This window comes from Marinobacter litoralis (assembly GCF_016427555.1).
GTDB lineage: Bacteria > Pseudomonadota > Gammaproteobacteria > Pseudomonadales > Oleiphilaceae > Marinobacter > Marinobacter litoralis_A.
In genome coordinates, this window is record NZ_JAELVS010000003.1 from 267061 (window position 1) to 293015 (window position 25955).

22 protein-coding genes and 2 tRNA genes are annotated in these 25955 nt (G+C 54.6%); 13 read left to right on the plus strand and 11 right to left on the minus strand.

What is annotated here, in order from left to right; all coding sequences use genetic code 11:
- Nucleotides 1-58 precede the first annotated feature (58 nt).
- Genes JAO79_RS11285 through JAO79_RS11295 form a run of 3 tightly spaced genes read right to left on the minus strand, consistent with a single transcriptional unit; the run spans nucleotide 59 to nucleotide 1719 of the window.
- Nucleotides 59-493: a PaaI family thioesterase gene (locus JAO79_RS11285; RefSeq protein WP_199007359.1), complete on the minus strand. Its 435-nt coding sequence runs from the start codon at nucleotides 491-493 to the stop codon at nucleotides 59-61.
- Nucleotides 490-960 carry a PaaI family thioesterase gene (locus JAO79_RS11290; RefSeq protein ID WP_199007360.1) on the minus strand — a complete coding sequence of 157 codons (471 nt, stop codon included), beginning with the start codon at nucleotides 958-960 and terminating at the stop codon, nucleotides 490-492. Before JAO79_RS11290 ends, JAO79_RS11285 begins: the two co-directional genes overlap by 4 nt.
- 18 nt (nucleotides 961-978) lie before the next feature.
- A complete protein-coding gene (locus tag JAO79_RS11295; RefSeq protein WP_199007361.1) occupies nucleotides 979-1719 on the minus strand; it encodes a DUF599 domain-containing protein in 741 nt (246 codons plus the stop codon).
- Nucleotides 1720-1952: 233 nt separating this feature from the next.
- On the opposite strand from JAO79_RS11295, the gene JAO79_RS11300 reads away from it, so the two are divergent.
- The 4 genes from JAO79_RS11300 (at nucleotide 1953) to JAO79_RS11315 (ending at nucleotide 6037) form a co-directional block, all read left to right on the plus strand.
- Nucleotides 1953-3188, plus strand: coding sequence for a M48 family metalloprotease (locus JAO79_RS11300; protein WP_227664578.1), 1236 nt, complete (start codon nucleotides 1953-1955; stop codon nucleotides 3186-3188).
- 162 nt (nucleotides 3189-3350) lie between these two features.
- The gene (locus tag JAO79_RS11305) at nucleotides 3351-3896 is read left to right on the plus strand and encodes a hypothetical protein (RefSeq protein ID WP_199007363.1); all 546 of its coding nucleotides are present in this window, start codon (nucleotides 3351-3353) and stop codon (nucleotides 3894-3896) included.
- Nucleotides 3896-5083 carry an iron-containing alcohol dehydrogenase gene (locus tag JAO79_RS11310; RefSeq protein ID WP_199007364.1) on the plus strand — a complete coding sequence of 396 codons (1188 nt, stop codon included), beginning with the start codon at nucleotides 3896-3898 and terminating at the stop codon, nucleotides 5081-5083. The genes JAO79_RS11305 and JAO79_RS11310 overlap by 1 nt, the downstream gene beginning before the upstream one ends.
- A gap of 171 nt (nucleotides 5084-5254) precedes the next feature.
- Nucleotides 5255-6037: a substrate-binding periplasmic protein gene (locus tag JAO79_RS11315; protein WP_199007365.1), complete on the plus strand. Its 783-nt coding sequence runs from the start codon at nucleotides 5255-5257 to the stop codon at nucleotides 6035-6037.
- 18 nt (nucleotides 6038-6055) lie between these two features.
- Here the strand turns inward: JAO79_RS11315 and JAO79_RS11320 are convergent, their stop codons facing one another.
- Complete coding sequence (locus JAO79_RS11320) at nucleotides 6056-8542, minus strand: ABC transporter permease (RefSeq protein ID WP_199007366.1); 2487 nt, start codon at nucleotides 8540-8542, stop codon at nucleotides 6056-6058.
- On the minus strand, nucleotides 8542-9261 hold the full coding sequence (locus JAO79_RS11325) for an ABC transporter ATP-binding protein (RefSeq protein ID WP_199007367.1): 720 nt from the start codon (nucleotides 9259-9261) through the stop codon (nucleotides 8542-8544). The genes JAO79_RS11320 and JAO79_RS11325 overlap by 1 nt, the downstream gene beginning before the upstream one ends.
- A gap of 66 nt (nucleotides 9262-9327) precedes the next feature.
- Between JAO79_RS11325 and JAO79_RS11330 the strand changes: the two genes are divergently transcribed.
- On the plus strand, nucleotides 9328-9954 hold the full coding sequence (locus JAO79_RS11330; protein WP_199007368.1) for an arylesterase: 627 nt from the start codon (nucleotides 9328-9330) through the stop codon (nucleotides 9952-9954).
- Nucleotides 9955-10146: 192 nt separating this feature from the next.
- On the opposite strand, the gene JAO79_RS11335 is transcribed toward JAO79_RS11330, so the two are convergent.
- Nucleotides 10147-11055 carry a YheT family hydrolase gene (locus JAO79_RS11335; protein ID WP_320158958.1) on the minus strand — a complete coding sequence of 303 codons (909 nt, stop codon included), beginning with the start codon at nucleotides 11053-11055 and terminating at the stop codon, nucleotides 10147-10149.
- A gap of 130 nt (nucleotides 11056-11185) precedes the next feature.
- Between JAO79_RS11335 and JAO79_RS11340 the strand changes: the two genes are divergently transcribed.
- Nucleotides 11186-11261 (plus strand) — tRNA-Asn (locus JAO79_RS11340).
- Nucleotides 11262-11314: 53 nt separating this feature from the next.
- Here the strand turns inward: JAO79_RS11340 and JAO79_RS11345 are convergent.
- Nucleotides 11315-12598, minus strand: coding sequence for a M18 family aminopeptidase (locus JAO79_RS11345; RefSeq protein WP_199007370.1), 1284 nt, complete (start codon nucleotides 12596-12598; stop codon nucleotides 11315-11317).
- Between the two features lie 115 nt (nucleotides 12599-12713).
- Between JAO79_RS11345 and JAO79_RS11350 the strand changes: the two genes are divergently transcribed.
- Together JAO79_RS11350 and JAO79_RS11355 are read left to right on the plus strand one after the other, a co-directional pair.
- Nucleotides 12714-13205, plus strand: a complete 492-nt coding sequence (locus JAO79_RS11350; protein ID WP_199007497.1) for a hypothetical protein — start codon at nucleotides 12714-12716, stop codon at nucleotides 13203-13205.
- A 100-nt stretch (nucleotides 13206-13305) separates the two neighbouring features.
- A complete protein-coding gene (locus tag JAO79_RS11355) occupies nucleotides 13306-13908 on the plus strand; it encodes an outer membrane beta-barrel protein (RefSeq protein WP_199007371.1) in 603 nt (200 codons plus the stop codon).
- Nucleotides 13909-14067: 159 nt separating this feature from the next.
- Here JAO79_RS11355 and rlmKL read toward each other — a convergent pair whose 3' ends face one another.
- Nucleotides 14068-16242 carry a bifunctional 23S rRNA (guanine(2069)-N(7))-methyltransferase RlmK/23S rRNA (guanine(2445)-N(2))-methyltransferase RlmL gene (rlmKL, locus tag JAO79_RS11360; protein WP_199007372.1) on the minus strand — a complete coding sequence of 725 codons (2175 nt, stop codon included), beginning with the start codon at nucleotides 16240-16242 and terminating at the stop codon, nucleotides 14068-14070.
- A gap of 318 nt (nucleotides 16243-16560) precedes the next feature.
- Between rlmKL and rmf the strand changes: the two genes are divergently transcribed.
- Nucleotides 16561-16773, plus strand: coding sequence for a ribosome modulation factor (gene rmf / locus JAO79_RS11365; protein WP_199007373.1), 213 nt, complete (start codon nucleotides 16561-16563; stop codon nucleotides 16771-16773).
- Nucleotides 16774-16945: 172 nt separating this feature from the next.
- Here the strand turns inward: rmf and JAO79_RS11370 are convergent, their stop codons facing one another.
- A complete protein-coding gene (locus tag JAO79_RS11370) occupies nucleotides 16946-17971 on the minus strand; it encodes a quinone-dependent dihydroorotate dehydrogenase (protein WP_199007374.1) in 1026 nt (341 codons plus the stop codon).
- Between the two features lie 401 nt (nucleotides 17972-18372).
- Between JAO79_RS11370 and JAO79_RS11375 the strand changes: the two genes are divergently transcribed.
- Nucleotides 18373-19542: a cation diffusion facilitator family transporter gene (locus JAO79_RS11375; protein WP_199007375.1), complete on the plus strand. Its 1170-nt coding sequence runs from the start codon at nucleotides 18373-18375 to the stop codon at nucleotides 19540-19542.
- Nucleotides 19543-19547: 5 nt separating this feature from the next.
- Here JAO79_RS11375 and JAO79_RS11380 read toward each other — a convergent pair whose 3' ends face one another.
- Nucleotides 19548-21047, minus strand: a complete 1500-nt coding sequence (locus JAO79_RS11380) for a RimK family protein (RefSeq protein WP_199007376.1) — start codon at nucleotides 21045-21047, stop codon at nucleotides 19548-19550.
- Between the two features lie 199 nt (nucleotides 21048-21246).
- On the opposite strand from JAO79_RS11380, the gene rimI reads away from it, so the two are divergent.
- Nucleotides 21247-22362, plus strand: a complete 1116-nt coding sequence (gene rimI / locus JAO79_RS11385; protein WP_199007377.1) for a ribosomal protein S18-alanine N-acetyltransferase — start codon at nucleotides 21247-21249, stop codon at nucleotides 22360-22362.
- On the opposite strand, the gene uvrB is transcribed toward rimI, so the two are convergent.
- Nucleotides 22363-24420: an excinuclease ABC subunit UvrB gene (uvrB, locus tag JAO79_RS11390; RefSeq protein ID WP_199007378.1), complete on the minus strand. Its 2058-nt coding sequence runs from the start codon at nucleotides 24418-24420 to the stop codon at nucleotides 22363-22365.
- Nucleotides 24421-24610: 190 nt separating this feature from the next.
- Between uvrB and JAO79_RS11395 the strand changes: the two genes are divergently transcribed.
- Complete coding sequence (locus JAO79_RS11395; RefSeq protein ID WP_199007379.1) at nucleotides 24611-25795, plus strand: pyridoxal phosphate-dependent aminotransferase; 1185 nt, start codon at nucleotides 24611-24613, stop codon at nucleotides 25793-25795.
- Nucleotides 25796-25865: 70 nt separating this feature from the next.
- Nucleotides 25866-25941: transfer RNA gene (locus JAO79_RS11400), tRNA-Asn, on the plus strand.
- Nucleotides 25942-25955 lie beyond the last annotated feature (14 nt).

The window sequence follows — 25955 nt, forward strand, 5'->3', positions numbered from 1 at the left end:
GAATCTGAACTCAGAGATGGGGCTAAGCCGAGGCATTTCAACCCCGGCAAAAGCAAAATCAGTCTTCGAGCAGGAAGTGGGCGCGAGCGGTGGCAATGGGCTGGGAACGGGACTTTTGCCAGGCGGTAATCATCACATTAGCAACCCGGTTACCCTGACGGGTCAGGTGGCATTCTGCGTAGGTTTCGCGATTGAGACCCGCTCGCAGATAATCCAGAGAAAAGTCGATAATCCTGGGCATGCGCAAAGTATCTTGCGACATCATCAGGTAGATGGCGGCGGACATTTCCATGAACCCACCAATCACACCCCCATGAATCGCCGGCAAAATGGGATTGCCCAGATTTTCTTCTTTTACCGGAAGGCGAAAGATCAAATCATCCCCGAACCGATCACACTGCAACCCGATCCACTTCGCATAGGGAACGCTGTCCAGCATGCGGGAAAAATCACCGGTTTGCTGGGTGTATTTCAAAATCTCCGGACTGGTCATTCCTCGCCTCCGGTAATCAGGTCACGATACGATTTCGGGCTGGCTTCTTTACCGATGCGCATGAACGTGCCCACACAGTTCGCGATAATTTCGCCGCCTTCCTGATAGGCAACACAACGGGTAAAGATGATGTTACGGGTTACCTTGTAGGTTTCAGCACGGGCGAACACCGGCTTTCTCGGTTCCGCAGGGCGCATGTAATCCACGCGCAAATCCAGAGTTGGGCACAATTCAAACTCATCCAGTGCGCAAATCATCACCGAGCCAGACGTGGTGTCCATCAGCGTGGTAATCGCGCCACCGTGAATCACACCGGTATCGGGGTTGCCAATGATCTGATCACTGTAAGGCAGCTCCATAACCAGATAACCATCACCCACCTCTTTCGGTGCCAGGCCCAACGCTTTCGCCTGGTTCAAGGTACTTAAAAACCGGGTGACCCGGTCGATTCGGGTTTCATCATTCATTCAGGAAGGTCCAGCAGATCAGTTTTTCGGTTTTGCAGTCGCATTTTTCGGAGCCGGCCGGGCTTCGTTGAACACTTTGCCGTCTCGAAGCGCGCTTAAAGCATCAGAATGGAATTCGCGGCGATACAACACGATCACCACCAGAGTTGAAGCCGCAATAAACACCAAGGGGTGGATGAAGCCAACAATGACCGCCAGCGCGTAATAGTAAGAACGAAGCCCCAGGTTGAAGGCATCGCCCGCCAGATTACAGATGTGCCCGGCATTACGGGCAAAATCTTCACGCGCCGCCGGGCTGGTTTTACTGTCGCTGGCCAACGGAGCACTACCGATCATCACGGCAACAAAATTGTACATCCGCATAGCCCAGGTAAATTTAAAGAAGGCATAAACGAACACCACCAGCAACACAACAAGCCTCAACTCCCACACTTCGCGAGTGGGTGCAAAGCTGAAAGGCATGGTAGAGAACACCTCCATGGCCTCACTGGTATACCCCAGTGCAGTAAGAAGCCCCGCCAGAATCAAAAGGCAGCTGGACGCAAAAAAAGCGCCGTTTCGTTCAAGGTTTCCAACCGCCGATGTGTCTGCGATACGGTTTTCACGTTTGAGCATCACCCGCATCCAATCTTCACGGTACAGATCGAGCGAATTCGACAAACAGGAGTGAGTGACGGCTCTTTTTTTCGAGTACCAGGTATAGCCACCCCAACAAACCAGGAACCAGAGCAACGCCAGAAGGTCTAGGTAATGTGTCATTGACTAATCGGTATCCAGGCCAGCAGATATGCGGTTAAAACGTTTCCATATAATACGGTAAGCCGACTTGGCGAGCCACCTTATAGCAACCGCTTATGCATCATACGGCCGCGATTGTGCTATAAACTTCGGTCTTATCACCGGTTTTTAGCTGAGAATAATCAAACATACGCAATATGAAGGAGCCATGCGTGAAATCAGGAATCTTGCCCGGTCTGCTCATTGTTCTGGCCATGCTCTCGACCCTCACCGGATGCGCCGTCAATCCGGTAACCGGCGAGCGCCAATTGGCGCTGATCCCCGAAAGCCAGGAGTTGTCTTTGGGGGCTGAACAGTACGTACCAACCCAGCAAACTCAGGGTGGGCGCTTCTATCTGGACCCCGAGCTCACCGTGTATGTGCGTGAGGTGGGTATGAAGATGGCCCGGGTAAGCGACCGGCCCGACCTACCATACGAATTCGTCGTGCTGAACAGTAGCGTACCCAATGCCTGGGCCCTGCCTGGCGGCAAGATCGCAATCAACCGTGGTCTGCTGGCGAAGCTGGATGATGAAGCTCAGCTGGCTTCTGTACTGGGCCATGAGATCGTTCACGCTGCTGCGCGGCACAGCGTGCAACGCATGCAGCAAGGCATGTTGATCAGCGCCGGCATGGCGGGTATCGGCATGGCCATCTCCGACAATGAATGGGCAGGTCTGATCATGGGGGGAGCGGCTGTCGGTGCTCAACTGGCTTTGGCGCAATATGGCCAGGGAGATGAACTGGAATCCGATGCCTACGGGATAAAGTACATGAAAGCCGCCGGTTACGACCCACAAGCAGCCGTTGAACTGCAGGAGCTGTTCTTGTCGTTATCCGAGGGCAACCAAACCAGCTGGCTGAACGGTCTGTTTGCCAGCCATCCCCCCTCGGCGAAGCGGGTACAAGCCAATCAGGAACTCGTGCAGAAAATCGGCGCAGGGGGCTATCGGGGGGCTGAGACCTATCAGCGCAGGATCTCGATGATCAAGAAGCTCCAGCCCGCCTATGACGCACACGACAAAGCCATGAAGCTGGCGGCCGAAGACAAGATGAGCGAAGCGCTGGCCTCGATCAACAAGGCCATCAAAATTGAGCCGCGGGAAGCCATGTTTTTTGCTTTGCGTGGGCGCATCTATAAAAGTCAGGACCAACTTAAGAAGGCCCGTGCCGACTTCGATAAAGCCGTATCTTTGTACCCGGAAATGTTTCAATACCAACTTCACAACGGCTTGAACGAATTGGCTCTGAACAATCTGAGCAAAGCCCGAACTCACCTGGAACGCGCAAACGAAGTGGTACCAACGTCCATTGCTTATCTTCGCTTGGGCGACATATCCAAACTGCAGGGGCGCCGCGATGAAGCCATACGCTACTATTCGACAGCGGCCGAAGCGGGTGGAGACATCGGCGAGGAAGCCAAACGCAAATTGGCCGCAATGACCAACTGAGCAACCGCAAATCAGCTGCAAAAACCGGAGGTTAACCACCTCCGGTTTTTTTATGGGCGCCCTCATTGCCCGTTTGACGCGATACACCCGTCAATGATTACATTGACTTCTAGAGCAATAACTCTAAAAATCGGATAACCCAATAACAAACGGACAACCAACATGCTCTCAAAACGAATGCAGCCGCTGACATCCCAAGCGCGGCGATCCTATGTCGAGTTAATGTTCCAAGTCATGGGCCGCGCATTGCAAGCGATTAGCGAAGTGGACGAGGTAGCACGCGACGAGATCAAGCGCCTGCCCGATGGTTTTCTCTTTGAGATGCAGGTTATGCCTGCCGGCCCAAAGCTGATCGTGGAGCACACGGGCGATGGTCGCCTTCGTTTTCTTGGCGATGAGGCACCGCGGCCTATAGACCTGTCTATTCAGTTCAAACACATCGCACACGCGTTTCTGGTGTTGTCATTCCAGGAAAAAACATCCGTAGCGTTTGCAAACGACCGCATGCTGGTGGATGGCGATGTTAGCCTCGCCATCCGTATGACGCGGGTTCTGAACCGTTTGGAAGCGTTTATCCTGCCCAAGCTGGTTGCGGAACGCGCGGTGAAGGAATACCCGGACCACATCAATTTTCCGAATAAACTCATCAGCGCTGCCCGTATTTACCTGAGAGTAGCCACCAACCTTGTCGAGACAGCGAGAGCATAATGACCAACAAATATTACGAGTTCTTCTGCCCGGTAAAAGTGATCGCAGGCAAAGCCGCCTTGGAACACATTCCGTTTGAACTGACCAGCCTGGCCGCAAAGCGCCCGATGATCATCACCGACAAAGGCGTGCGAGCAGCCGGCCTGCTCGACCCGGTCATCGCTGCGTGCGAAGAAAGCGGCCTGGACATTGTTTCGATTTACGATGACGTTCCGCCGGATTCGTCAACAACCGTGGTGGCCACAATCGCCAAGGTTTATCGCAAGGAAAAATGCGATTCGATCATCGCTGTAGGCGGTGGGTCTGCCATCGACACCGGCAAAGCCGTGAATATTCTGGTTTCAGAAGGTGGTGACGACATCGCCGAATACAGTGGTGCAGGCATCCTAAAACACCCGCTGAAGCCCTTTTTCGTGGTTCCAACCACCGCAGGTACGGGTTCGGAAGTCACTTCTGTGGCCGTTATCACCGATGAAAAACGAGGCGTAAAGCTGCCCTACTCGTCGCCATTCCTGCTGCCGAATGCCGCCATTATCGACCCCCGAATGACCCTAACGTTGCCGCCGCACATCACCGCGGCCACGGCGATGGACGCACTTACCCACGCCACGGAAGCTTTCACGTGCATGGGCAAGAACCCGTTGAGCGACGCTTACGCAACGGCCGCGGTTAAAAAGGTCAGCCAGTCACTGCTGAAAGTGATGGACACCCCCAAAGACGAAGAAGGTCGTCTCGATCTGGCCCAAGCCTCTACCATGGCCGGCATCGCCTTCTCCAATTCAATGGTTGGCCTTGTTCACGCACTTGGGCACGCCACCGGCGCGATTGTTCACCTGCCACACGGGCTGTGCATGAGTTTGTACCTGCCCTACGTGCTGGAGTTCAATCTGGAAAGCATTCGCGAGCCTCTGGGCGAGTTGTTGCTCCATCTGGAAGGCCCCGAAGTGTATTCGGCAACGCCGGCAGCCCGTCGCGCCGAAGCCAGCATTTCCTCTATTCGCAAGCTTCGCGATGAACTCTACAAGCGCTGTAAGCTGCCACGAACCTTGAAGGAAACCGAGAAAGTCACCGAGGATCAACTGGAAGCCATTGCCACAATGGCTTTGGACGACGGCTCGATCATGTTCAACCCGAAAGAAGTGTCGCTTGACGATGCGATGACGATCCTGCGTAGAGCCTGGGCTTAACCCCCCCCTCGATAATAAATTGCTACCCGGCAGCAGTCGGGTAGCAATTTGCTACATAAACAGCATTTCACATCCACCATTAAAAAGGTACTATTCTGTTAGCATTCCGCCTCGGTGTAAGCTGGAAAGCTTTTTAATAGCTTCATCTACCCGGCCGTCAGGGTTTCTTCCATGTATTTTGAACGCATCTGCACACTTCGCGTTTTAGCCAAACTCCTGGCCTTTTCGCTTGTACTTTCGACCGCCGGCGCCAGCGCTTCTGAAAGCGTTGCTGAGTCTCCAAAAACTTTCCGTCTCAACGTCTCTCCTCACGGATACCCTCCCTATCTGATTGTTGATAATGACCAGCCGTCTGGCATCCTATGGGACGTAATGGAAACCATTGCCCCGCGCTTGGGCTACCAGCTGATACCCAGAAAAATTCCGCGAAAACGGGTAGACGGCATGCTGATGGACGGTTACATCGACGGCACGCTGAGAGCTATTGAATGGACAGAAAACCCCGAAAATTTTCTGTTCACTCAAGCGGTGGTAAATGTCGAAGAAGTACTGTTCGTCGAGCAGGATTCAAAAATCGTATTCTCGCACCCCTCCGATCTGTTCGGGCACACCGTCGTTGCGCATTTAGGGTATAAATATCCGCTTCTTGCTCCTTACTTCGAGCAAAATAAAATCAAACGATTCAACGTGTCCAACGACAAAGATCTGTTCCGGTATGTCTTGTTGGGGGACCGCTTTGACGCAGCCTTGGCCGACCGACTGGTAGGCCAATGGATCTTGCGCAACGAGGGGCTTTCGAACCGGTTACGGGCTTCAACGGTCAATATCAGCGAATATGGTTACCGCCTGATGCTCCGAAAGGATTGGACGGATTTCGCGCAAGGCTTCAACCGCGAACTGTCGGCCATGCGCGAGAATGGCGAACTGGACGCCATTCTCGCGAATTACCGTTAACTGCAAGGCAAGGAAGCATCACTCCAACCGACGCAGAAGCAGCATCGGTGAAACGCTCAAGACCGGACGCAACTGCCAGCGACCGAACATCGCCAATAACAAGGCGCTAACAGCCGGAACGGTTAATACCACCTGCCAGTGCCAGCGAAACTCGCCTTCAAACGCACGTGCCTGGAGCGCATAAACCGCGGTCTCAGCGGCCAGAACACCCAGCACTCCCGCAAAAATGCCCAGCAAGGCAAACTCGAGCATCGTGCTTCGTACCAACAACAACTGTTGGCCGCCCAAAGTTCGCAACAAAGCACCTTCCCGCTGCCGATCACGAAGCGTCGCATTCACGACCGCAGCCATGACCACCAGCGCTGCCGCAAGAATCAAAGCCAGTATCGCTTCGATGGCTTGTGTTACTTGCTGAACAATCTCCTGAATACGCTTGATGATGTGATCAATCTCCAAGACCGACACCGTCGGGTAGTCACGGGAAAACTCGTTCAACATGAGCTTGTTGCTTTCATCCAGATGAAAGCTGGTGATCCATGTGGCGGGCATGTCGGCCAGTCCGCCACCCGGTGGAAACGCCATGTAAAAGTTGGGTTTCATGCTATCCCATTGAACACTTCGTATGCTGGCGACCGGCTCCGTGACTTTCTCGGAGCCAATGGTGAACGTTAATTGGTCCCCCAGCTTTAAGCCCAGTTTGCTGGCTAATTCGGCTTCAACCGACACACCCTTCGCATTGTCGCCCGCGAACCAGTCGCCTTCGAGAATCCGGTTATCGGCGGGAAGCTGCTCCATCCAGGTCAGGTTTAATTCCCGGTTGAGGGCATTGATTCGTTCATCCTTACTCACGGTTTCTTTGACGGGCTGCCCATTGAGTTCCGTCAGCCGCCCCCGAACCATCGGGTAAACCGTGTCCAAGGGCACACCTCGTTCGGCCCAAAAGGCTTCAACCGATGCGACATCGTCGGGCGCAATGTTGATCAGAAAGTGATTGGGCGTATCTTCCGGCAACTGTGCTTGCCAGTCCTCCAACAGTGATGAACGGACCAACACCAAAGTGGCAGCCAGCATCAGGGTCAGCGCAAACACAGCCATTTGCGACATGCTGGCCTGACGATGCCGATACAGCCCGACAAGGGCGAGGCGCCATGCGTTTCCACCTCCGCGTATTCGGCGCAGCACGGATACCATCAGCCATCCTACGAGCGCCAGCACCGTTAACAGGATCGCCAAACCACCCAGTAACGAAACCACTAGGGAGAGCTCGCCAGCGTAAAACCAAACCAAGCCAAAAACCGCGACCAGCGCGATAAGGATATCGGGCAGCACTTCCCTTCCGGTTTCACCCGGCTGAGCCCGCAACACTCTCATGGCCGGGACATTTTTCAGGCGGCGAATGGGAGGATAGGCGAACGCAAATAACGAAATCAGGGCGGTCAATAACGCCGGAGTGAGTGCCTCGGGGGCCAGGTAAAGATCAATCGGGCGTTCCAGCAAGTCGCTCAACATGCGTACAAGCAACCAAAACAGAGGCAATGCAACCGTCAGCCCGCCCGCGATACCGATGACGCCCCACACCGCCAGGCGGCGCAAGTACAACCGGCCAATGCCCGCACCTGTTAGCCCCAAGGTTTTTAGCAGTGCAACGGTATCGCGCTGAGAAAGTGCATACTGGCGGCTCGCCACCGCAACCGCTACAGCCGCCAGCAACACCGCGAGACTGCCACCCAGCAGCAGGAAGCGCTCGGCACGCTCCAATGAGCGTGAGAACGTTTCACCATCCCGCACGCCTTCCCACTCGTGACTGGGCTGTAATTGCGGCTCCAGCCACTGGTAATAGTTCTCAAGCAGACGCTCATCGCCGGCAAACAGGTAAACGAACTCCACCCGGCTACCTTCCTGCAGCACACCGGTCGCCGCTACATCATCCACGTGCATCATCACTCGCGGCGCCAGGGACGACAGCCGGAAACCACCATCCGGCTCACGAATCAGCAAATTCGAAACGGTCAGTTTAAGATTCCCGAGTTCCAGGCTGTCGCCAATCTCGAGCTCCAATAACTTAAGCAACCTCGGGTTGATCCAAATCTCTCCCGGCCTTGGCCCCGCATCAACCGTCATTCGTGAAGATTGCGCGTTTGCCTGCACGTCGATGTCGCCCCGCAGCGGATATTCGTCGCTAACGGCTTTCACCGAAACCAGCTGGAATCCGCTTTCGCCGAACACCATGGTTGAGAACTTGATCATCTGCCCGGTTTCCAGGCCTCGGCTTTGCGCCTCATCGATCCACCCCGCTGGCACCGGCTTCCCGTTCTCTGCTTCAAGCTGGCGGTCTGCCGCTAAAAATGAGCTGGCGGAAGACACCAAGGTTCGCTGAAGCTGGTTTGCGAAGAGCGCAATGGTCGCGACCGTTGCCACGGCAATCATCAGGGCAACCAACACAACCCGAACATCCCGCTCGCGCCAGTCTCGACTTACGGACATTAATTTTTTTGCGGCAGCCATCAGTCAGCCGACTCCCGAGCGGCATTGGGCTCGCTCAAAACACCGGCCTCGATATGAAACGTACGATTACAGCGAGCGGCCAGTTTTTCATCATGGGTCACCATGACAAGGGTGGCCCCCTGTTCCCGGTTCAAATCCATCAGCAAATCGGAAACCGATTGGCCGGTTCGGTTGTCCAAATTCCCTGTGGGCTCATCCGCGAACAGAATACTGGGTTCGGAGGCGAAAGCGCGGGCGATGGCTACGCGTTGTTGCTCCCCTCCTGATAGCTGCCTCGGGGTATGGTTCAGGCGCTCGCCCAATCCGACGCGTTCAAGCAATTCCCGAGCGCGTTGATGAGGCGCTTCTATTCCAGCCAGCTCAAGGGGTAACATGACGTTCTCCAACGCACTTAGCGCCGGAAGCAATTGAAAAGACTGAAAAACAAAGCCGACTCGCCGTGCGCGAAGCTTTGCACGTTCGTCTTCGGTAAGGCGACTGATCACGGCACCATCCAGTTCGACGGTGCCTTCGCTTGGGGTATCCAGCCCTGCCAGCAGGCCCAGCAGGGTGGTCTTGCCGGAACCGGAACGACCGACAATGGCTACGGATTCACCGCGATTGATTTCCAGGTTTACGCCCTGCAAGATCGTCAGCGTATCGGTTTCCAGACTGACTTGGTGGGTCAATCCGGTTACTCGCAGCATGGGGCTAGGTTCTTTTTTTGTCAGATCCGTCATTTGATTCACGGTTGCTCCGTTAGCTGGCGTTCAATGTTTTCGTTTTTAAGGGTACACGAATCTATTATGCATAAGGCACTTACGTTCGTTTGGTCGTTTTTTCTCTTTGTCGGTTTCATGCTGTCCTCGCCCGCCATGGCGAATCAGTCCACGTTGCTGGTTGTTGGCGACAGTTTGAGTGCCGCTTACGGGGTTCCTTCCGAGACCGCTTGGGTGGCTCTGCTGCGTGACCGCCTGGAGCGTGAGGGGCTGCCGTGGCGGGTGGTTAATGCCAGCATCAGCGGCGAGACAACAGATGGCGGTTTGCGCCGGTTGCCTCGTTTGCTGGAGCAGAATGAGCCGGAGGTTGTGATCATTGAGTTAGGCGGTAATGATGGCCTGCGCGGGTTTCCTCCGAATGTGATTGAGTCGAATTTGGCCCGGATGATTGAGCTGACGTTGAACGCTGACGCAACGCCAATCCTTGTCGGTATGCAGATTCCGCCGAATTACGGTCAGCGTTATACGCAGATGTTTTCCGATATCTTTCCAGCGTTGTCTGACCGCTATGAGCTGGGGTTGGTTCCGTTCTTTTTGGAGGGAATCTACGATCAGGAGGGGTTGATGCAGGGGGATGGCATTCATCCTACTGAGGAGGCCCAGCCTTTGTTGCTGGAGAATATTTGGCCTGAGCTGAAGCCTTTGATTCAGTGAACGCCTTGGCCACGGCCTGTACTTTCGTGCAGGTCGGCTGAGCACGGTATCCTCTCCTGAAACCGCTACAAGCACATCCGTGTGCGCTTCTCTTCGGCCATCCATGGCCTACGACATTTCAGGAGAGGATACCGTGCTCACCCGCCCCGAAATTTTGCGAAGGACGCTGACATAACGCTCTACACGCCCTGGTTAAGAAAAGTTTCCGACGAAATCCAACACCCGCCTTTCCGACCAGTAGTAGCCATCTTTTGCATGCTCAACAAAGCCAACGTGGCCGCCCCACCGGGGCGCTTCAACTTTCACGTACCGGCCTAATACCTTTTTCGATTCCGGGTAGCATGCGGCAGACAAGAACGGGTCGTCGGCGGCGTTGACCATCAGTGCCGGCACTCGAATGTCTTTTAAGCGGTATAACGCTGAACATTGGGCCCAGTAGTCTTTTGCGTCTTTAAAACCGTGCAGTGGCGCTGTGTATCGGTTGTCGAACTGGTGAAAGTTTCGGATCTTTTTGAAGTCGCTGATATCAATCAATTCGGGAAAGCGTTCAGCTTTCTCCTGCATCTTTCCGTATAAATCGTTCAGGAATCTCTGCATGTAGATCTTTCGGCTTGGCAAGGCCAGCATGTCGGCACTGCCGGCCAGGTCTGCCGGTACTGAGTAGGTCACAGCGCCACTAATTCGGCTGTCGAGCTGTTCGCTTTGCTGGCCCAGGTACAGCAAGGTGAGGTTGCCGCCCATGCTGAAACCGGATAAGAACAGGTTTTTATAACTTTCACCCAGCGCTCGGGTGACGACGGTGTGGAGGTCTTCGGTGGCGCCGCTGTGGTAGAACCTAGGTTGGTGGTTCATGTTTCCGCCGCAGGAGCGGAAGTTCCAGGCGAGTACGTCCCAGCCTTCGGCCATGAGCGCTTTGGCCAGGCCCAGCACGTAGGGCCTGCGGCTGTGGCCTTCCAGTCCGTGTGAGATCACGGCGATCCGGTCGCTGTTTTGACGGTACCAATCCAGGTGCAGTTCGTCGTTATCCGGAGTGGCTAGCACTTCCGTTTGGGGCGCGGGTATTTTCACGTTTCGAAACAGGGTGGGCCATATAGACTGCACGTGCCCGTTACGTAACCAAACCGGGGGCCGATACGGATACTGCATCCGTCTGTGCAAATTTTGACCTTTTAATTCAGGGGGTTGACGAACCAAATCAAAGTCCTTAATATGCGCCGCACATTGATGCTGTTCCCCGATAGCTCAGTTGGTAGAGCAACGGACTGTTAATCCGTTTGTCGCTGGTTCGAGCCCAGCTCGGGGAGCCACTTCTTTTTAAAAGCCGCTGATTGTTTCAATCAGCGGCTTTTTTCTTTCTACGTCAAAGCACTTCTTTCCGCTGCATGAATTCTTTCAGAACCTGGTACAGGGTGAAGCCATCCTGCACGCCAATGAGTTCTCGAATGGAATGCATCGCAAACTGCGGCACCCCGATATCCAGCGTGGTTACACCCAGGCTTGCAGCGGTCAGTGGCCCGATGGTGCTTCCACACCCCATGTCACTGCGTACTACGAAGGTTTGGTGCGGCAACCCAAGCTCATCGCTGATGTGGCGATACAAGGCAGCAGAGCGGCTGTTGGTTGCATAACGCTGGTTGTGGTTTACCTTGATCACTGGCCCCTGATTCAGTATCGGCCCGTGATTTTCGTCGTGCTTGTCCATGAAGTTGGGGTGAATGCCGTGCGCATTGTCGGCGGAGATCATCATGGACCGGGCAATCGCCCTGCCCTTTCCGGCGCCGCACCAGCGCTCCAATACATCACCCAGAAACGACCCTTGTGCGCCCTCGGCAGACACACTGCCGACTTCTTCGTGATCGTTGCACACCAACAACGCAGGCTCGTCACCCGAGGTGTCGAGAAGCGATTGCAGCCCGATGTAACAACTCAGAAGATTGTCCAGGCGGGCGGAGGCCAGAAAGTCTTCTCGCAGGCCGACCAAGGATGCATCCTGGGCATCGTAAAAGCTGAGCTCGTACCCTAACACCTTACCGGCTTTCAGGCCGGCCTCACTGGCAATCTGCTCTTTCAGCAAGTCATCGAATGTTTCCGCCCCGGATGATTGCATCAGGATGGGTGGAAGGTCCGTCTGGGCGTTGACCGAGCGGTTGCTGTTGGCTTCTCGGTCGAGATGAATCGCCAGGCTCGGGATGATGGCCACCGGCTTTTTGAAATCGACCAAAACATCTTTAACGTTTCCGTCTTCATCCAGCACGGTTACCCGGCCTGCCAACGAGAGGTCACGGTCAAACCATGGGTTCAGCAGCACACCGCCGTACACTTCAACACCTAGCTGCAAATACCCTTTGCGGCGCACTTCAGGATTAGGCTTTACTTTCAGGCAGGGACTGTCGGTATGCGCGCCCACCATTCGGATACCAGCGTTCTCCGCGCCGTTTTTACCGGTACGAAACGCAATGATGGATGAGCCATTGCGAATCGCGTAATAGCTTTTGCCTTGCTCCAGCGCCCATTCGTCGCGTTCATCCAGCTGTTCGAAACCAGACGCATCAAGGCGCTCTTTCATCACATTGACTGCATGCCAAGGCGTGGGCGAGGCATTCAGAAACTGCAACAAGTCGTTATTAAATTCAGTGTGTTCCATGATCTTCCTGATTGCATGATAATGGCCGCTACAGTATGGCATGAAGCCGCTGACTCGCCTACAGGCTAGCGGCTTGTCCGTATTAGCAACCCAACGATTCAACCCGGAGTTCACTGTGTCGATACCTCGTTTTTTGGACATCGAATACTGCCAAACCGACGATGCTCTCTTCCCGACAGCCATTGCATGGTCTTTGGAAGACGGGCAGATGAAATCGGTGGTCATCGCTCCCGATGAAGCCTGGATCCCGGATGGCGCTGATTTGGGCGACATCGATCTGTTCTACCTCGAGGAGCAAGGTGTACCCATTCTTGAGCTGGTCCGGGAGCTTCACGAAGATTTGCCCGGCCAGACCGTTTACGTTGACGGGATCGATCCCGATGAAACTCTGGCTGACCTTATTTTCGAAGCGGTCAAGCAAGAAGCACCTTTTGAAATTGCGCCAATCGCTGATCTGGTTACGGACTTAGACGCAGGCACATTGGAAGACCGCCGGCGTGAGTTGATGTTTGAAGAAGGGCTGGAACCCCAGCTTCCGGAAAACGGCGTTTACGCGCTGCTGTTGATCGCCCGCGAGTCCGGACTATTGGACGACCTACTCAGCTGAGTGTCAGAGGCGGCGAACTGTGACCGGTGTCTGCGTAACAGGGCGTTACACAAGGCAGAATCTGGCGTCAGCACCGTTACTGACAGGAAGCCAGATAATAATGAATAAGGTCGCAACCCGTTTCCTCACCGCCAGCACGATGTCCTTGTGCCTGTTTTCCGGAGCTACACAGGCTCAGGAAACACCCCGCTCAGACAAGCACTACGTGGGCCTGCTCGCGACCACCATTGAGCACCGCTCTATCGGTGAAATCTCCAAAGAAGATGCCTGGAGCCAAGCCGGTACTCTGGTGATTGGTGGTCACCTGAACGACCTCATTCATGCCGAAGTTCGTTTGGGCGGTGGCTATAAAGATGCCGAGATCAATAGCGATTTCACACTTGCCATCGATTATTACGGCAGCTGGTATATGGGGCTGCACTATCCAGTCGGCGAGCTGGGCAATGTATATGCGCAGGCCGGTTTTACCCACATCAGCGGTGAAGCCACATTGGAAAACCCGGACGAACGCCAAAACCGGCAGTTTCAGAAGTTTGGTGACGACTATCCGAGCAGCAGCTTCAGTTTCAGCTGGATAGCGGGTATCGATTTCGAGTTAATCGATAACATGTATCTGGTACTGGAAGGCGGGAAGTTGTTCGAAGATACCGATACCAGCGCGAATGCCTTCCAGTTTTCTTCGGGGATTCGTTACGAGTTCTAACTCCTTGCTAAACGAAGGCTGCGCAAAGGTTCGGTGAGGCAGGCGAGGGCCGCTTCCCTGAAATGTCGTAGGCCATGGATGGCCGAAGAGAAGCGCACATGGATGTGCTTGTAGCGGTTTCAGGGAAGCGGCCCTCGCCTGCCTCTTCCCCCCTCAAACTCAGACCTTGTGCTGAATATGCCAACACTGGTGAATCTTCTGATTCCGCTGGAAATCCTTATCCAAAGTGCTCGCCGTCACCTCTTTCACATCAAACTCCGCAGCCAGATCGTCATCCAGCTTAAACTTCCGGAAATTGTTGGAGAAAATCAGCAGACCATCGGAGGACAACCGCTCCATGCACTGGCGAACCATCACACCATGATCCCGCTGTATGTCCAATACACCCGCCATACGGGCTGAGTTGGAGAAGGTCGGCGGGTCCATGAAGATCAGGTCAAAGGTTTGGTTCGCCGTGCGCTTGTCTGCCAACCACGCCAGGCAGTCAGCCTGCTCAACCACGTGCTTACGCGGGTCTGCGCCGTTCAGGGACAGGTTGTCCATCGCCCAGTTTACGTAGGTTTTCGACATATCCAGACTCAGTGAACGACTGGCACCGCCTACAGCGGCATGTACCGTTGCCGCGCCGGTGTAGCAGAACAAGTTCAGGAACCGCTGACCTTGCGCATGTTGCTGAATCCAATGGCGCACAGGACGGTGATCCAGGAACAAACCGGTATCGAGATAGTCTTTCAGGTTAACCTTCAGCGTGCAGTTGTGTTCTTGCACATTGAAGTATTCGCCAGTTGCCGCTTGCTTCTCATATTGCTTGGTACCGGTCTGACGCTGGCGCTGTTTGCAGACCATGTCCTTCGGGTCGATATCCAGCACGTCCGGAATGATCGCCAAAGCTTCAGCCAAGCGCTCCCGGGCGGCTCTTTCATCGATCGATTTCGGCGCCAGATATTCCTGAACGTGCACCCTGCCTTCATAAATATCGATCGCCAGCGCGTATTCGGGCATATCGGCATCGTACAGGCGGTAGCAGCCAATATTCTGCTTTCTGACCCATTGCCCGATGGACTTCATGTTCTTCTTCAAGCGGTTCCGAAGCATTTCCGCCCGCTCCGCATTGACGATTCGCGGAACCACTTGGCCAGCGGCTGCTGGATCTCGCGGGGTTCTTGCGTTTTCAGTATTCACTTCAAACAACAGCAATTGCGCCGGCAATTTTCCGTTAAAGAGTTTGTATTGCTTGAAGCTTCTAAGTCCCACAGACTTACCGAATTCCGGCGCGCCGGTGAACACACCCAGGCGCCATCCAGCCAGTTCACGCAGCGACACTTCGCCCAGGCTTTGGTAAAGCGCCGCAAGCACATTCCGCTCACTCAAACGCTCACCGTATGGGGGGTTCGTCAAAATCAGGCCCGTCTCCGCCCAGTCGTCGTGGCGCGCAAAGTCGCTCAACGAGCGTGGTTCAACCATTACGATACCTTCAAGTCCCGCCCGCTGAACGTTTCTCTGGGCGGTATCCAATACCCGGCTGTCCTGATCAAACCCGGCGAATGCGGGCACACGGCCCTGCTTCCCTTCGTGTGCACGGCGCTCCGCCTCTTGGCGAATGCCCAGCCACAGCTCGGGCTGGTGACCGGGCCACTTTTCGAACCCGAAACGCTCCTGGCGACGGCCCGGCGCAATATCCAGCGCCATCAAAGCGGCTTCGATCAACAGCGTGCCGGAACCACACATCGGATCGACAAAATCTCCGCCTGCTTCGGCGATCTCAGGCCAGCCAGCTCGCAACAGAACGGCGGCGGCCAGGTTCTCTTTTAAGGGGGCCAAGCCCTGCTCTGTACGATAGCCCCGCATATGAAGGCTGTGACCACTGAGATCAATGCCAACCGCCAAACGGCCACGGTTGAGCCGAGCCGAAATGGTCACATCCGGGTCTTTCTGGGCCACCGCCGGCCTTGGTGCACCAGCGCCACGAATGCTGTCTACGATCCCGTCTTTAACTTTCTGAGCGCCGAATTGGGTGTTTCTGAGCGCTTCATTCTGACCAAGAAAATTCACCCGGAAGCTGCCACCCGCAGGAATATGAGCCTGCCAATCCATTCTCACGATGCCGTCGTAGAGTTCTTCCGCACTGCGAGCGTCCACCTCATCGATATGCAGGATCACCCTGTTGGCCAGCCGGGACCACATACAAGCCCGATATCCGGCTTCCAGCTCACCCTCAACCCAGACACCCGCTGGTGCATTGCGCACAAGTGTGAGACCAAAAGCCTCCAACTCATCACCCAGGAGATACTCAACGCCCTTCGGGCAGGTTACAAAAAAGACATACTTGGACAAAATCAACTCCTGGTTTTCGAGATAAAGCTGGTAAGCCGCTGGATTCGCAGCGAAAGCAAAAATGGCCTGCCATCAATAGTTCACAAAACTATAAAAAAGCATTCATATAGACGAAATCGTTAGTGTACTTCTCGGCAAGGTTCGTCTTACCTTGTACCTGACGCGTCGTTCTGGAAGCAACATTTAAAGCTTCCATCAACAGGATCCTGACTGCTCTGACCCAAGCTGGCAATAGTGGGTTGTCCCGGATGGGCACCAACGCCATGGTCACTGCAGATGTGTACACGCTTGTTCTGTTAATCCATAGTGAGGAACGGCATGAAAAGACAGAAGAGAGACGTTTACGCTCGTGCATTCAAGCGAGGATACCTCGCTGGCGTGTCCGGAAAATCCAAAGACAGCTGCCCAGTCGATCAACCAGAAGCGCGCCAGGAATGGTTGAACGGGTGGCGAGAAGGCCGCACAGATAACTGGGAGGGCATGACCGGCGTTTCCGGCATCCACAAGTTAGCCAACGTAACTGCAACGTAATTGCGGTGTTGGCCGATCTCAGTTAGCTAGATCTGTTTTTTTTCACACTTTACCACGACAATTTGACGCAGTATTCCGAGCAACCAAAACGAGGCCACCCGCCTCGTACCATGCGAAGAAGCGCCACGGGGTTCATTTCCCGCAAAGGGCCCGCTAAGCGGGCCCTACCATTTTATGCCTGCCGCGCTTTACGAACAGCCTCTACCGCATCACCAATCAGCTTCGGCCCTTTATAGATAAACCCGGTGTAGATTTGCACCAGTTTAGCGCCCGCCCGGATTTTCTCAGCGGCACTCTCGGCATCTGTGATTCCACCCACTCCGATGATGGGGATACGGTCGCCCAGTTCCGCGTACAGTCCTGCGATCACTCTGACCGACGATTCACGCACCGGCGCCCCACTCAAACCACCAGCCTCTTGCTCGTGCTCATGGCCTTTAACCGCATCCCGGCTAATGGTCGTGTTGGTTGCAATCACGCCATCCAGCCCAGACTCCAGAAGCGCCGAAGCCACAAACCGCACACCTTCATCATCCATGTCCGGAGCAATCTTCACCGCTATCGGCACGTAACGTCCGCTCGATTGATGACGGCGCGTTTGCTCGTCTTTGATTGCGTGCAACAACTGTTTTAACGAATCACCGAACTGAAGGTCGCGCAGGCCTGGCGTGTTGGGTGACGACACATTCACCGTAATGTAATCCGCGTAGTCATAAACCGCTGCAATCCCCTTGCGATAGTCAGACTCAGACTGCTCGTTGGGCGTGTCTTTGTTTTTGCCGACGTTGATTCCAAGAATACCGTTGTAGCGCCGATTCCGAACATTGCCAATCAAATGCTCGAGGCCTTCGTTATTGAAGCCCATCCGGTTAATAATGGCCTGGTGCTCCGGCAACCGAAACATCCGCGGTGTCGGGTTACCCGGTTGCGCTAACGGCGTGACAGTTCCCACTTCGATGAACCCGAACCCCAAAGCTCCCAATGCGTCCAAATGGTCCGCATTTTTGTCGAGCCCGGCAGCAAGGCCTACCGGATTTGGGAAGTCCAGCCCCATCACATTGATCGGGCATGGATCGGGTTGGCGTGTGAACAGGTACAGCGCGCCCACTTTCTTGGCAACGTCAAGGCCCTTCAAGGCCACGTTGTGTGCCTGTTCTGGCGGTAACCGAAACAACAGATTTCTAAGAACGGGGTACATCAGAAAACTCCTTGCAAGCGGTGGCAGGAGTATACCGGAAGTTTTCCACACCATCTCCCCGAACCGGCAAATGTCGCCAAAAGCCGCATGCTGTCGAGGCTTCCGAGGTTTTCCACGAAATCTGTGGATAACTCTGTTGATAAGCGCGGGGCAAACGTTTCCAAGCCTTGATTACTGCGCCAGCCTACAAATTGATCATTTTTTGACCAGCATTTTAATCCTTTATTTTCAACTAGTTACAAATATTGAAATAGGAATTGACTAAAAGCGTAACCTAATGGTAGCTAACGATACATATTTCAATGTGTGCATAAAACAGAAGGACATTTCGAGTTTTGCAAGCCCTTTTTTTAATTTTTGGGGCTATACTGGCGCCAAGCATTGCTATGGAGCCCACGCGAATGGATACCACTTCAATAGGCCAGCCGAACCCTGAGCGCGACCTCGAAGCCGAAAAGCACGCGGCCTCCAAAGTCACTCTCATTGGCATGGTCCTCGACGGCTTTCTCGGGCTGATCAAAGTTATCGCCGGTATCCTGTTCCACTCCCATGCCTTGGTGGTCGATGGCATTCACTCGTTTACAGATGTTGCATCAGACTGGGTGGTGCTTATCGTTATGCGCTTGTCGCGCAAAGGTCCCGATGACGACCACCCTTACGGCCATCAACGAATAGAAACCCTCGGCACACTGGTATTGGGAAGTTTATTGATCGCCGTAGGGGCTGCGCTGGCTTGGGAAAACATACTGCGCTTGGTAGAGCAGGAAGAGCTTTACGTACCGGGGTGGCCAGTACTGGTTGCGGCAACCGTCTCGGTGTTGAGCAAAGAATGGATTTTCCGCTATACCCGGCACGTTGGTCTCGCTATTCGTTCCGATTTAATCGTCGCCAATGCCTGGCACAGCCGCACCGACGCTATTTCATCGGTGGTCGTGTTGCTTTCAACCGCCGGAGCAATGCTCGGGGTGGTCTGGCTTGACACAGTCGCGGCGGTCGCCGTCGCGATCATCATTATCCACATCGGCTGGAAATTCACCTGGGACAGCGTCAAAGAACTGATCGATACCGGCTTATCCAAAGAAGATACCGAAAAACTCCGCGCCATCGCCCTGGCAACGCCCGGCGTTAGAAATGTCCATGAATTGCGAAGCCGACGCATGGGCCAGGACATTCTGCTCGATATTGATCTGGTGGTACGCCCTGAAATCAGCGTCTCCGAAGGCCATCAAATCGGCCTCAAGGTCGTGACTAATATGCGCGAAGCGGTCGACAACATCCAGGACATCAACTTTCACATTGATGCCGAGAACGACGAGGCGATCCCCTCATTAAATGAACCGGGACTGCCATCAAGGGAAGAAATACGTTCGCTACTTACCGAAGCCTTGGGTGAGCTGCCGCCCCATAGCCGGCTGGGGCTACACTACCTGGAAAAAAAGGTTCATCTTGAGATCTTTCTGGACGAAGAACAGCCCGTTCCCGAGCTGACCCCGCAAGGGGTTCAGACCGCTCTTTCGAATGCGCCCTGGCTGGGCAGTGTCCGGATTTGGATGGCGGCCGAATCCGGGTAAAGTTCCTACCGACGCCGCTTTGCTTCCATACGGGACAGGAATTCCTGCATGACCAATGTATAGAGTTCGCCCCCGAGAAACTTGTCCTCAACCCCGGAATCGATACTGGGGTTATCGTTCACCTCGATCACCGCAACCCGGTTGCCGGCCTGTTTGATATCGACGCCATAGAGACCGTTCCCAATCAGGCGAGTCGCATTCAGAGCAGCTTGAATGACATTTCTGGGCACCTCATAGGTCGGCATCGTCTCGAAATCGCCACTTTCAACCGCGGCACCGCCATGCTGATAAATTTGCCAATGCCCTTTCACCATCATGTACTTGCAAGCATAGATTGCACGGCCTCCCAATACGCCTATACGCCAGTCGTAGTCGGTATAGAAATACTCTTGGGCCAACACCAATGCTGACTGCCTGAACAATTCTTTCAAACCAGCTTTTAACTCCGCTTCATCTTTGGCTTTGGCGACACCGCGCGAGAACGCGCCATCGGGAATTTTTATGACCACCGGGAAGCCTAATTCACTTACTACCTGCTCGGCCGCATCCGTCTGGCCTTTGGAAAGAATCAGCGTCTTGGGTGTCGGTACTTTGTTGTTTTTCAGCAAGTCCGCGAGGAACACTTTATTGGTGCAGCGCAGAATAGACACGGGATCATCGATCACCACCAAACCTTCGGCCTCCGCCTTTCGCGCAAAGCGGTAGGTGTGATGATCAATCGCTGTGGTTTCCCGAATAAACAAGCCATCGAATTCCGGAAGCCGCATATAGTCCCGGCGAGTAATTCGTTCAACATTAATACCCAGTTTACGCCCTGCACTCTCGAACCTTTTAAGCGCAGCTTCATCGCTCGGCGGCATTTCCTCATCAGGATTGACTAACATGGCAAGATCAAAACGATAGTGCCGACGGGTTTTCGGTTTGCGCCACACCATGCTGCTAAACCGATCCAAAGCTGCGGCAAACAGATCCTGCTCGCGGTCACTCAGATCCGCGGGGCAAGCCGGCTTCATGGATTCGATTTGCCACTGCTTTCGATGACGGAATACCACTTCGAGAATGGGACAAGGTAAACGCTCAAACAGAGCACGAGCGGCGGGCTTGAGCTCTGCATGTTCGGCCTGTCCAAAGTACGTGCGCACCCGAACTTCGTGGGTCGCCGCCCGCTCATCTGTCGCCGGATCGATCTCCTGAGCTTCGTTTTCCAGCCACTGAATAACACTGGAGTCCAACTCTCCGAGCTCAAGGGAAAACAAGCCTTTCCGCCCCAGATCGTTCAACGTCATTACAGACGGCACCACGTGGTGCCCCCGGGCTTCCGCCAACAAAGAACAGTAATAACCCCGGCTCAGATACCGGGCACTCTGGCACAGGTTGATTACCCGCACCCGGCTGTTAGAAGGAGCGGCAAATTTCAGGTACTGCTCAAAGGTGAGCACATCTTCACTCGGATAGTAGGGTGCCCAATCTTTCTCACGATCCACAACAATCAACAAACGGGACATAGCAGGCTTTCCTCCCTGAAGGTTCAGCCGGATAATTAGCGCAACAATACGCCGCTGCAGGGTCCCCCACAATCATCCATTGATGAGTGCTTTTACGCATCCTTCCGCGCTACCCGATGCCCCCTGTCTCTACCATAATAGCTGCAGAGGGAGCCCTTCTGGCCTCCCGGTCTTTTGTGCGCCCCGGGACACAACCATCATGCAAGATGTACTGCTAAGACAAGCCGTCGCAGGCGACCTGAAAAACCTTGTCGAGCTTGAAAACCGTTGCTTTACCGAAGACCGTATTTCCCGGCGGAGTTTCCGGCGTTTTCTGGAAGTACCCCGAGACCGACTGATCGTTGCGGAGCTGGGTTCCGATCTGGCGGGCTACTGCCTGGTTCTGATGAATGCCGCGACCCGTCTCGCCAGAATCTATTCCATTGCGGTTTCTCCGAATGCCCGGGGAAAAGGTGTCGGAGAAAAACTGATCAAAGCGGCAGAAAAAGAAGCGTCCGATGCCGACCGCATTATCATGCGTCTTGAGGTGCGGGAAGATAACACCGGTGCCATCAACCTCTATCGACGCCTGGGTTACCGACAGTTCGGCACATACCGCGATTACTATGAAGATCATGGCACCGCGCTGCGATTTGAGCGACGTATTCTTTACTACGAGCCTGCCCGGGAGATTCTACCGGTGCCTTATTACCCGCAGACTACCGAATTTACCTGCGGTCCATCGGCGCTGATGATGGCTCTGTCGGCGCTGGATGAGCGTCAGCCGTTAACCACCCTTGAAGAGCTGAAAATCTGGCGCGAAGCCACCATGATTTTCATGCTCTCGGGTCATGGTGGCTGTGGCCCCCACGGCCTCGCACTGTCCGCCTGGAACCGCGGCTTTCAAGCCAGCGCCTGGATCAGTCAGGAGGGCGCTCTGTTCAAAGACACCGTACGTAACGACGATAAAAAGCGGGTACTGGAACTGGTGCATGAGGGGTTTCTGCACGACATAGGGCAAACCGGCATCCAGATTCACCACAACCCGCTAACGCTAGAGGCGATGGAAGATGCCCTACTCAGAGGCGAGATACCGGTCATTCTCATCAGCACCTGGCAACTGAACCGTAGCCGAGTACCTCACTGGGTGACTGTTTGCGCCATCGATGAGGATTTCGTGTATCTGCACGACCCGGAGATCGACATAGAGGAAGGCGAAACTGTGGCCGACAAGCAATATTTACCAATCGACAAACGGGTGTTTAGCAAGATCTCGCGTTACGGCCGCAACCAGCCGCTGCAAGCAGCGGTGATTGTCGGCCCGCCAAGAGCATAATCAACCATTGCGGATAGCAGCTTCCTTCAATTCGGATATCCGGTCCCGCAAACGGGCTGCTGCTTCAAAATCCAGGTCAGCGGCGGCCTTGTACATCTCGTCTTCGAGTATCGCCACTTCTTTAAGAAGCTCCTGCGGTGACCGTTTGCCGGCTGCAACCCGATAATCTTCCGCCTGCTCTGCCGCTTTCTGGCCGGGCCGTTCAGGTTTGCGGCGACCACGCCCTGCACCGGGAGCCCCCTCCATTATGTCGGCGATTTTCTTGGTGAGACCCGTCGGGGTAATGCCATGCTCTTCGTTATGAGCCTGCTGCTTGGCACGGCGACGTTCGGTTTCACCCAAAGCCCGCTGCATCGAGCCGGTAATCCTGTCGCCATACAGAATGGCTTTGCCGTTCACGTTCCGAGCTGCGCGGCCGATGGTCTGAATCAACGAGCGCTCGCTGCGCAGGAAGCCCTCTTTATCAGCATCCAGAATCGCCACCAGTGATACCTCGGGCATATCCAGCCCTTCTCGCAACAGGTTGATGCCAACCAGCACATCGAACTCACCCCTTCGCAGATCACGGATAATTTCGACCCGCTCCACCGTATCAATGTCCGAATGCAGATAACGCACACGAATATCGTGCTCCATCAGGAAGTCGGTTAAATCCTCCGCCATCCGTTTGGTTAGCGTGGTGACCAGAACACGCTCCTTTTCCTCGACACGCGCGTGAATCTCCGAGAGCAGGTCGTCCACCTGGGTAGACGCAGGACGAACCTCAATCTCCGGATCCAGCAACCCGGTCGGCCGAACTACCTGCTCTACCACCTGCCCGGCGTGTTCAGCTTCGTAATTACCGGGTGTCGCCGACACGAAGATCATCTGTGGCGCAATCCGCTCCCACTCTTCGAAACGCATGGGCCGGTTGTCCAGTGCCGATGGCAGACGGAAACCATATTCAACCAAAGTTTCTTTGCGCGAGCGGTCGCCTTTGTACATGGCCCCGATTTGCGAAATCGTCACGTGAGATTCGTCCACCACCAACAACGCGTTCGGTGGCAGGTAATCGAACAATGTGGGTGGTGGTGCGCCCGGATCCCGCCCCGACAGATAACGGGAATAGTTTTCGATGCCGTTGCAGTAGCCCAGTTCCAGCATCATCTCAATATCGTAACGGGTTCGCTCTTCTAACCGCTGCGCTTCAACCAAGCGATGGTTGTCACGCAATTGCTTCAACCGCTCATCCAGTTCCACTTTAATGTTTTCAACCGCATCCAGAACTTTCTGGCGTGGCGTGACATAGTGAGACTTGGGGTAGATGGTTACGCGTGGCACCCGACGCAGCACTTCACCGGTCAGTGGGTCGAAATAACTTAACTGCTCGACCTCATCGTCGAACAATTCAATTCGAATGGCCTCGCGTTCGGATTCGGCCGGGAAAACATCAATCACATCACCGCGAACCCGGTAATTGGCGCGATGAAATTCCACGTCGTTCCGGGTGTACTGCAGCTCGGCCAAGCGCCGAAGGATGTCCCGCTGCTCAACCGGATCACCCCGATCCAAATGCAGCATCATCTTCATGTAGGATTCGGGGTCACCCAAGCCATAGATTGACGACACGGAAGCAACGATGATTGCATCCGGCCGCTCCAACAGCGCCTTGGTCGCCGACAAGCGCATCTGTTCGATATGCTCGTTAATAGACGCATCTTTCTCGATAAACGTATCGGAAGAAGGTACGTAGGCTTCTGGCTGATAATAATCGTAGTACGAAACGAAATACTCCACCGCGTTGTCCGGGAAGAATTCTTTGAATTCACCGTACAACTGGGCTGCCAGGGTTTTGTTATGCGCCATCACAATGGTTGGCCGCTGAACTTCCTGAATCACATTGGCAATCGTGAAGGTTTTTCCCGAGCCAGTAACACCCAGCAAGGTCTGATGGGCCAGGCCAGAATGGATACCGTCTACAAGCCCGGCAATGGCCGTGGGCTGGTCCCCGGCTGGCTGATAAGGCGAATCGACACGAAAAACACCCTCTTTCGAGGCACGAGTTGATTGACTAGCCATAATTGGCGAAGAACCTCCAGTCGTCAGTGGCAACCATCACGGCTACTACTTACAAGAAATTTAGCGATACCGTCGCTTCATGATACCATCAGCCCGATCGACGGCCGTGTAAAATACAGCCGGGGCATCGAACTCCCCTTGCTACCACGCCGGTCGCAGCCCATAAGACGCAGCTTTAAGGAGCTCAAGTTTGGACCTTCAACTTTCCAGCCGTGTACAGGCTATCAAGCCATCCCCAACCCTCGCCGTTACCAACAAAGCAGCCGAGCTTCGCGCTGCTGGCCAAGACATTATTGGCTTGGGTGCCGGCGAGCCGGACTTCGACACCCCAGAGCACATCAAACAGGCCGCTATTGAAGCCATTACCAACGGTCAGACCAAGTACACCGCCGTTGATGGTACGCCTGCTCTGAAAAAAGCGATCATTGCGAAGTTCAAACGCGACAACGGACTGGAATACGAAGCCAACCAGATTCTGGTATCCAGTGGCGGCAAGCAAAGCTTTTTCAACCTGGCACTGGCCATTTTGAATCCGGGCGACGAAGCCATTATCCCTGCTCCTTACTGGGTATCTTACCCGGACATGGTGCTGGTTGCAGAGGGTAAGCCGGTTATCATCGAGACATCCGTCAATACCCGCTTCAAGATCACCCCGGAGCAGCTGGAAAACGCGATCACCGATCGTACCCGTCTGTTCGTGATCAACAGCCCGTCCAACCCGAGCGGCATGGCATACTCGATGGAGGAGCTGAAGGCGATTGGTGAAGTTCTGAAGAAGCACCCCAACATCATGATCGCCACCGACGACATGTATGAGCCGATCCTGTGGACCGGCAAGCCGTTCTGCAACATCGTGAACGCTTGCCCTGAACTGTACGAGCGCACCTTCGTGCTGAACGGTGTTTCCAAAGCCTACTCCATGACAGGCTGGCGCATCGGTTATGCAGCAGGACCGGCGAAGATCATCGGCGCCATGAAGAAGATTCAGTCCCAGAGCACCTCTAACCCCTGCTCGATCTCTCAGGCAGCCGCTACCGCCGCTCTCGACGGTGATCAGGCCTGCGTAGGCGAGATGGTTAAGTCGTTCAAAAAACGTCACGACTGGCTGGTTGATGCCTTGAACAAGCTGCCGGGTGTTGAGTGCCCTTACGGCGACGGCACCTTCTATGTGTTCCCAAGCTTCCAGGGCGCAATCGATGCAACCGACGGCGTAAGCACAGACGTTGAGTTCGCTGAAAAACTTCTGAGCGAAGCCGGTGTTGCGTTGGTTCCTGGCTCCGCGTTCGGTAGCCCGGGCCACATGCGGTTGAGCTTTGCGACCAGTATGGACAACCTCGAGAAGGCAATTGAGCGTTTGCAGAAAGCTCTTGGCTAATTTTTTTAGCTAAGGGGTTGACGAGGCGGTAAGGTCACACTAATATACGCGCCTCGTCACATGACGATGTTCCCCGATAGCTCAGTTGGTAGAGCAACGGACTGTTAATCCGTTTGTCGCTGGTTCGAGCCCAGCTCGGGGAGCCACTATTTCGAAAGCC